The sequence below is a fragment of the Halanaerobium sp. genome (genome assembly GCF_003070835.1).
Genome location: NZ_QBLR01000165.1, coordinates 1 through 7,484, shown reverse-complemented (window position 1 = coordinate 7,484; position 7,484 = coordinate 1). Strand labels below are relative to the sequence as shown.

General features: G+C 33.4%; 6 protein-coding genes. 1 reads left to right on the top strand and 5 read right to left on the bottom strand.

What is annotated here, in order from left to right; genetic code table 11:
* Positions 1-806, top strand: an 806-nt coding sequence (locus tag CI949_RS14115; RefSeq protein ID WP_290767465.1) for an NFACT family protein, incomplete at its 5' end; no start/stop codon positions are given.
* Here CI949_RS14115 and CI949_RS14110 read toward each other — a convergent pair.
* From CI949_RS14110 to lspA, 5 genes are all read right to left on the bottom strand, one after another.
* Complete coding sequence (locus CI949_RS14110; protein WP_133530229.1) at positions 803-2,308, bottom strand: copper homeostasis protein CutE; 1,506 nt, start codon at positions 2,306-2,308, stop codon at positions 803-805. The genes CI949_RS14115 and CI949_RS14110 overlap by 4 nt on opposite strands.
* A gap of 84 nt (positions 2,309-2,392) precedes the next feature.
* Positions 2,393-4,462, bottom strand: coding sequence for an elongation factor G (gene fusA / locus CI949_RS14105; RefSeq protein WP_290767462.1), 2,070 nt, complete (start codon positions 4,460-4,462; stop codon positions 2,393-2,395).
* A gap of 244 nt (positions 4,463-4,706) precedes the next feature.
* On the bottom strand, positions 4,707-5,909 hold the full coding sequence (locus CI949_RS14100) for an FprA family A-type flavoprotein (RefSeq protein WP_133530231.1): 1,203 nt from the start codon (positions 5,907-5,909) through the stop codon (positions 4,707-4,709).
* A gap of 55 nt (positions 5,910-5,964) precedes the next feature.
* Positions 5,965-6,876 (bottom strand): RluA family pseudouridine synthase, encoded by a 912-nt coding sequence (locus CI949_RS14095; RefSeq protein WP_133530232.1) that lies wholly within the window; start codon positions 6,874-6,876, stop codon positions 5,965-5,967.
* Positions 6,877-7,335, bottom strand: coding sequence for a signal peptidase II (gene lspA, locus CI949_RS14090; protein WP_133530233.1), 459 nt, complete (start codon positions 7,333-7,335; stop codon positions 6,877-6,879). It lies immediately after the preceding gene.
* Between the last annotated feature and the right edge of the window lie 149 nt (positions 7,336-7,484).

The following is a 7,484-nucleotide window of genomic DNA, read 5'->3' as shown; positions in this document are numbered from 1 at the left end:
AAAAACAAAAAAAATTAAGAAAACAGCTTAAAGAAAGTAAAGATGCAGAAAAATATAAAAAAATGGGAGAACTTATTACAGCAAACATTTATCAGATAGAGCGTGGTGATAAAAAAGCTGTAGTTAATAACTATTACAGTGAAAACCAGGAGGAAATTGAAATCAAGCTCGACCCCTCTAAATCTGCTTCTGATAATGCCCAAAAATATTTTAAAAAATATAATAAATTGAAAAAAAGTGTAAAACATTTAAAAAGAGAAATTGCTAAACTCAGACATGAGGAAAAATATTTAAAACAGGTCAGTATGAATATTGAACAGGCTGAAACTTTAGATGATTTAGAAGAAATCAAGGAAGAATTAAAAGAAGAAAATTATATAAAAAAACAGCAGCATAACAGAAAAAATAAAGGCAGCAAAAAACTGCCACCTCGCAAATTCATTTCCAGTGACGGCTATCAGATTCTGGTGGGAAGAAATAACAAACAGAATGACAGGTTAACCAAAAAAATTGCCAATGATGGTGATATCTGGCTGCACACCAAAGTTATTGCAGGATCACATGTAATAATCAAGAGAGATACCGAAAAAGATATTCCTGATAATACTCTTAGTGAAGCAGCAGCAATTGCTGCTTATTTCAGTAAGGCAAGAGAATCAACAAATGTTCCTATAGATTATACACCCGTAGAAAATGTTAACAAACCAAAAGGAGCAAAACCGGGACTTGTCTATTATGAAAAATACCAGACTATCTATATCGATCCAGCTGACAGAAAATTATTAAAAAAATTAGCAGCAGATTAATTTCTGCTGCTCCATTTATTCTTAATTAAAATAATCAGCTTAATGATAACAATTAAGCTAAAGATGGCTGTCAATATTATGATTATCCGCAGTGGATATCTTTGATAATAAGACTGTCCTTTGTTTAAAGTTAAATTTACTGTCTGACTTGAATTAACCAGCCTGCTTTTCAAAACTGTTTTTCCTCTTTCTGTTATATAACCACTAAAACCACCCCTGACCACTCTAATTAAGTCAGTACGGCTTTCTGAAGCTCTAAAAACTGCAGCAGCAAAGCTCAGATTATTATAAACCCTGGATTTAAATTCTCCCTCTGCAGCTGAATGGACAATTAAATTTCTATCCGCAGCCCTACTCTGCTTTCTGTCTACCAGCGGTATAAAAATTTCTTCTGCAAAAAGATTAAGATAGGCCAGATCGTTTATATCTACTTCAGCAGTTGAAGAAGTCTTTTTGGCTGATCCCGGATTAAAGTTTAAGTAATCAGACATCAATCCAGTTATTTCTTCCAAAAAAGGAAAGTTTATTTCTGTCATGATATTACCCTGTTTATTACTCCTCTGAATAACATCCATTTCTTTTGACAAAAGAAATAGAGAATTATATACCTCAGATTTATAATTTTTATTTTCAGCCGCTACTGCACCAAGTTGCAGATATGAAGCTGCTAAATTATCCTCTAATTTTGCAAAGAGCTGATCCCGGTAATAATTGTTTCTAATTAAATCAAAACTGAGGGTCTTCTCCGGTGTGAAAATTATTTTATTTTCATTATTTTTAATCAGCTTCGTTAAATTGGCAATTTCCTTTTCGATTTTTTCAAAATTATTAGCAGCAGCTGCTGGCTCAGCCACCAGCAGATCAACTGATTCACGGCTGACTTCCTCCTCAAAATTCATCTTTGCAAAAAGAGGAATTACAGCTAATAAAATAAATATAAAAAGCAGCGGTATGAGTTTTTTCCAGGCCGGCTCCAGATAAATTTTAACCAGATATGAAGCAATTAAAACTGAAATAAATGAAACAAGGAAAATTCCTCCATAACCTGCATACTGAACAATTAAAGAAAAATCACTCTGAGTATAGGCAAAATAATTAAAAGGATTAAAATTAAAAAATTCAAAACGCAGATACTCTAAAACAGTCCAGCTTAAAGCAGCAATGATTGGACTGTAAGAATATTTAGGCTGCAAAAATTTATTAATAATAACCCAAAAAACAAGCGGAAGCGCTGATAGTAAAAAATAAAGAAATAAAATAAATAAGTTAAAGGAAAATGGCATTTTCAACGCTAAATTTAACGGCTGATAAAGCCAGTGAAGTGTAAACACAGAATTTAAAAAACCAACCAGCAGGGCAATTATCAAAGAATGACTGTAATCATATTCTCTGATAAGATAAATCAAAGGAATAAAAGCAAACCAGCTTAAGAAAAACAAAGCCGGAAAATAATAAGGTGCTGTAAATAATAAAGATGATAAAATAATTAAAATAAATTCCATATTTCTGCCTCCAGAAATTATTATATACTATAAACTGGAAAAAGGCCAGCTGTAATAGCTGGCCTCATTAATTTCTTAAATAGTTTAGGACTTTTCTCTATTAACCTGCTCAATTATCTTATCACTTATATCTCCAGGAACTTTATCATAGTGAGAGAATTCCATATCAAAAGAACCATAACCACCAGTAATTGACTTTAACTCTACAGCATAATTAAACATTTCTGCCTGAGGTACCTTTGCTTTAATAATCTGAACTCCATCCTGAGGATCCATTCCTTCAATTCTACCTCGCCGTGAATTAAAATCTCCCATGATGTCTCCCATGAAATCCTGTGGTACTGTAACTTTAACAGTCATAATTGGTTCCAACAGAACTGATTTTGCCTGTTTTAAAGCTTTTCTAAAGGCTTTAGAAGCTGCAATTTTAAAAGCCATTTCGGAAGAGTCAACATCATGATAGGAGCCATCATATAGAACAACTTTAAAATCAACTACCGGGTAACCTGCCAGTTCTCCCTCATCTTTAGCTTCTACAATTCCTTTTTCAACTGCAGGTATATACTGTCCAGGAATTGCTCCACCAAATATTTCTTCTTCAAATTCAAAACCTCTGCCTCGAGGTAATGGCTCAACCCGCATTAGAACATGTCCGTACTGACCGCGCCCACCGGATTGTTTTTTATATTTTTCTTCTACATCAGTCTTTTTCTGAATGGTTTCCCGGTAAGCCACCTTTGGCTCCTGAGTTGTAAAATCAACATCATATTTGCGCTGGCACTCTTCCTTGATCATAATAAAGTGAATAGTGCCCATTCCATCACAAATTAATTCTTTTGTTACTTTATTATAATTAACTTTAAAAGTAGGATCTGAATCACTGTAGCGCTGTAAAGCAGAAGCCATTTTTTCTTCATCTATACCATCTGCTGGATAAGCTGCCCTGCTATACATTGGTTTGGGAAACTCCAGCTCATAATAATATATATCTGTTTCAGGATCCCGCATAGTATAGGAGGTAACAAGTTCATCTAGTTTAGCAACAGCTCCAATCTCACCTGCAGTCAGATCATCTACATTATTCTGATCTTTACCATTAAGCTTATAAAGTTTAGTTACTTTAATTTCCTGATCAATATTTGGAATATAAATCATGTCGTCACGTTCTAATTTACCGGAAAAAATTCTAAAGATCGATAATTTACCGATATAGGGATCAACCATTGTTTTACAAACCTGAGCACTAAATTTGCTCTCTGGTTCAGGAGCTAGAGCCTCTCCTGATTTAACCAGATGATCAGAATGAACCTCTGCTGCTGAAGGGAAAATCTTTGTTAAATCATCCAGAAATTTTGCCACCCCACAGTTTTCTATAGCTGAACCTGCAAACACCGGAACTAACTCCTCACTGGCAACTTCTTCTTCAAATGCTTTTGTTAATTCCTTGATAGTAATTTTTTCTCCATCGAGATATTTAATCATCAGATCTTCTTTTAATTCAACAATCTCTTCAGTGAGCTTTAGTTCATAGTCTTCAACTCTTTCCCGTTCTGAATCGGGAACTGGAAAAGCTTTTGGCTTTCCATCAACATTTTTATAAAGTTTTTCATCTAATAAATCAATTATCCCTTCAAACTTACCATTTTCATAATAAGGAATAGTAACAATCGCAAAACTGTCATCATATGTAGAGCGGAGTTCTTCTACAACCCGATCAAATTCAGCATCTTCCTTATCTACTTTATTAATAAATACAGCCTTTGCCAGGTCATTTTTTTCAGCTAGCTCCCAGACATAACCTGTATTAACCTCAATACCGGCCGCAGCATCAACCAAAAGAACCGCACTTTCTACCATTCTCAGGGCACTGATAACCTCACTGCGGAAGTCTGCATATCCGGGTGTATCAATAAAATGAAATAATTTATTATGCCATTCAAAATTAAAATAACTGTTGTGAACCGAATGTTTGTGTTCTTTTTCAACTGCACTAAAGTCGGAATGGGAATTTCCTTTATCAACACTGCCGGGTTCATCAATTACGCCTGCACTGTAGAGCAGCATCTCAGACAGTGTTGATTTACCCGCACCTCCATGTGATATAAAGCAAAAATTTCTAATGTCTTTACTAGTAATTTTACTCAACTTTTCCACCAACCTTTCATTTTATTAATGTTTATTGAATTTGATGTCAGGATAATTGATTTAAATATTCTGACATTATGCTTTAAAATTTTTTCTGTATTTTATTACTTCTACAATAGTTATTTAAATTCCTTTAATTTTTTGAATATTATTTTTAAAAAATTAATCTACTCCGTCCTAACATAGTCTATCGACAAAATCATACAGAAATACAGAGTAGATTAATTTATAATTTAAACATTCCTATCAATAATTAACATTTTTCCTTAACTGTCTCAGCTACATTTTTACCTAAGAGATAACATTTTTCTAAAATATCTCCGCCTGGTGCAAATTGTGATTCAATGACCGGTTCTACCAGATCACAGTGAACTGTTTCTTTAAATTCTTCCAGACGATCTAGGGCACCACCACTCCAGCTGTAGGAACCAAAAATCCCAAGTACACGATCTCTTAAATTCCTGCTTTCTAAGCTTTTCAGCAGATATTCCATCGGTGGAAAAATTTCTGTATTATAAGTACAGCTGCCCAAAACAATCCCTTTATATTTCCAAATATCATTAATTATAAATGATATATCTTTACGAGAAACATCAAATAATTTAATCTGTTCTATTCCATTTTCAGATAAAGAACGGGCTACTGCTTCAGCCATAATTTTTGTGTTACCGTACATTGAACCATAAACGACAACTACGCCTTCTTCTGTCTGCTGCTGACTCCACTTATCATATTCTTCAATAATATGAGCAGGATCTTCTCTCCAGACCAGTCCATGTGTAGAAGCAACCATCCCAATTTCCTCGATTTCATTCCTCAGTCTGGAAATAGTTTTATGCACCACCGGGCCATACTTCCCAATAATATTGGAAAAATATCTTCTAATCTCATCTTTAAAGTGCTCAACATTAACCTCATCATCAAATAGATAGCCATTTAAAGAACCAAAACCACCAAAAGCATCTCCTGCAAATAAGATTTTATCTTTCTGATCAAAAGTCATCATTGTCTCTGGCCAGTGAACCATTGGAGTCAAATAAAATTTAAGTGTTCTGGAACCTAAATCAAGTTCATCTCCATCTTTAATGACCATTGTACCATCAGTAATACCATAAAAACCCTCTAAAAAATTCATCGTTTTAGCATTACCTACAATTTTCATTTCCGGATAAGCCTCACGCATTGACTTAATAGAACCTGAATGATCAGGCTCCATATGATTAATAATTAAATAATCAACTTTTTTATCGCCAATTACATCCTTTACCTTTTCTAAATATGTATCTGTATAATTGATTTTTACTGTATCTATTAAAGCCACCTTATCATCATTGATCACATAAGAGTTATAAGATATCCCTTCTGGCAGAGGCCATAAAGACTCAAATAAATCAGTTTCTTTATCGTTTACGCCGACCCAGTGCACCTTTTCGCTAAGTTTAATTGAATTATACAAAATAATCGCCTCCTAATTTATTTTTCTCTTAAAATTATAATTTTCCTGCAGTTATCTACTTTTCTTTTCTTAATTGACCAAGAACTGATTTAAAATCTGATTTTAATTCAGCCTCAAACTCCATTTTTTTACCAGTAACTGGATGAGTAATAATTAATCTTTTAGCATGTAAAAGCTGCCTTTCCGCTCCCAGTTTATTCTGAGAACCGTATTTTTTATCCCCAACAACCGGGTGGCCTAAATAAGAAAAATGAACTCTAATCTGATGAGTTCTACCTGTTTCAATTTTAACTTCCACCAGAGTATAATTTTTAAATTCCTCAATAATTTTAAAGCGGCTGACAGCATTTTTGCTGTGGCGCTTACGAACTGCCATTTTTTTGCGGTTATTTGGATCTCTGCCTATAGGGGCATCGATCTTCCCCTTTTCATAAGCGAGATTTCCTTCAATCAAAGCGTAATAATATTTTTCGACACTTCGATTTTTAAACTGCTGGGCCAGTCCTTTATGACTTTTATCATTTTTAGCCACTATTAGAAGACCTGAGGTATCTTTATCAAGTCTGTGGACAATTCCCGGCCGCTTAACCCCATTGATCGCCGATAAATTATCAACATGAGCCAGCATTGCATTTACAACTGTGTCATTGTAGTGGCCTGGAGCCGGATGGACAACTCGATCAGCATTTTTGTTAATTACAATTATATCCTGATCTTCATAAACAATATCAAGCTCCATCTCAACTGCTTTAATCTCACTTTCTTTAGCCTCAACCTGAATTTTTAAAAAATCACCACTACTAATTTTATAACTTTTATCAATTTCACTATTATTTACTTTAATTTTAGCTTCTCTGATCAGTTTTTGAATAAATGAGCGAGATAAATCCTCAAATTTTTCTGCCAGATATTTGTCAATTCTCTTACCCTGATCCTCTTTTTCTACTGTAATACTGTATTCGTCCATTTAAACACCTCTATCTGCTGAAAAAATTAATTGATAAATTAAGATTAAAACTCCAAAAAATATAAATATATCTGCAATATTGATAACCGGAAGCTGGTAAAAATCAAATAAATCAAAAGCAATAAAATCAGTAACATAGTGCAGCATTATCCGGTCAATCAAATTTGCTGTACTCCCTCCCAGCAAAAAAATAAGGGCAATTCTGGCAGAAAGAGTATCTGATAATTCTTTTTTGTAAAGATAAACTATAAATATTAAAAATAATAATGTAATCAAAATAAAAAAGTTCCGCTGACCGCTTAAAATTCCAAAGGCAGCTCCTCTATTTTTAACAAAAGTTAAGTATAAATAATCTTTGATAATAAATACTTTTTTAAATTGCTCAAAATTACTCCGAATTAGAAATTTACTCAGCTGATCAATCAAAATTATTAATGCAGAAAAAATAAGAATATACATAGGCTCAACTCCAAATATAATTTTAACATAAAGAAATAATTTAGACAATTAAGAGTAAATTGCGAAGCAAATGAGGCTTTTAATAACAGTAAGTACAGAGGATGATGATTTTTCTTTACCCCAAAAACATGGTATATAAGGGTCTTATT